General features: G+C 38.7%; 1 protein-coding gene. It reads right to left on the bottom strand.

What is annotated here, in order from left to right; all coding sequences use genetic code 11:
• A partial coding sequence (locus CS062_RS25215; RefSeq protein ID WP_199174372.1) for a DNA alkylation repair protein occupies window positions 1-505 on the bottom strand: 505 nt, incomplete at its 3' end.
• Window positions 506-522: the final 17 nt, after the last annotated feature.

The raw sequence follows: 522 nt of genomic DNA, 5'->3' as shown, positions 1-522 counted from the left end.
TCAAAGCCTGTTTTCGATAAATAGGGTGATATATACCGATATATGCCAATGCAAAATTCATGGTCCATTGTACTTCGGGTTCTGCCTTGGGCATTTCTTTATGTAATTGTTTTAACAAAGCATCTATATCCAATCCATCGGCATCTCTGGCAATTTTACCAGCCATCAAACTCCAACCGGCACGTAAGGCCCATTTATTTTTAGACTTTAGCCATTTTATTCGTAGTTCTTCTTTGGCCGGATGATCTTTCAAGATATAAGAACTAAACCAGTCTGCCACATGCGTAAAATCAATTTGTTGTACCATAGCATCCAACTGCTGTGCACTGAGGAGATCAGGTTTCATGATCAGTATGGCCAAAAATTGTGCTTCAATATTACCTGCATTCCATAACTGTAAACCCAGTTCATGATTGATCTTTAACTTCTTGGCTATATTCCTGATATCACCCATTTTAACACCAAACTGATTTTTACCGGCACCAGCTTTGGTGTTGATAGCCATCATTTTTTCATTGCCCA

The sequence above is a fragment of the Roseateles chitinivorans genome, from assembly GCF_002761755.1.
GTDB classification, from domain to species: Bacteria; Pseudomonadota; Gammaproteobacteria; order Burkholderiales; family Burkholderiaceae_C; genus Roseateles; species Roseateles chitinivorans.
This window is presented reverse-complemented; position numbering and strand designations above follow the sequence as displayed.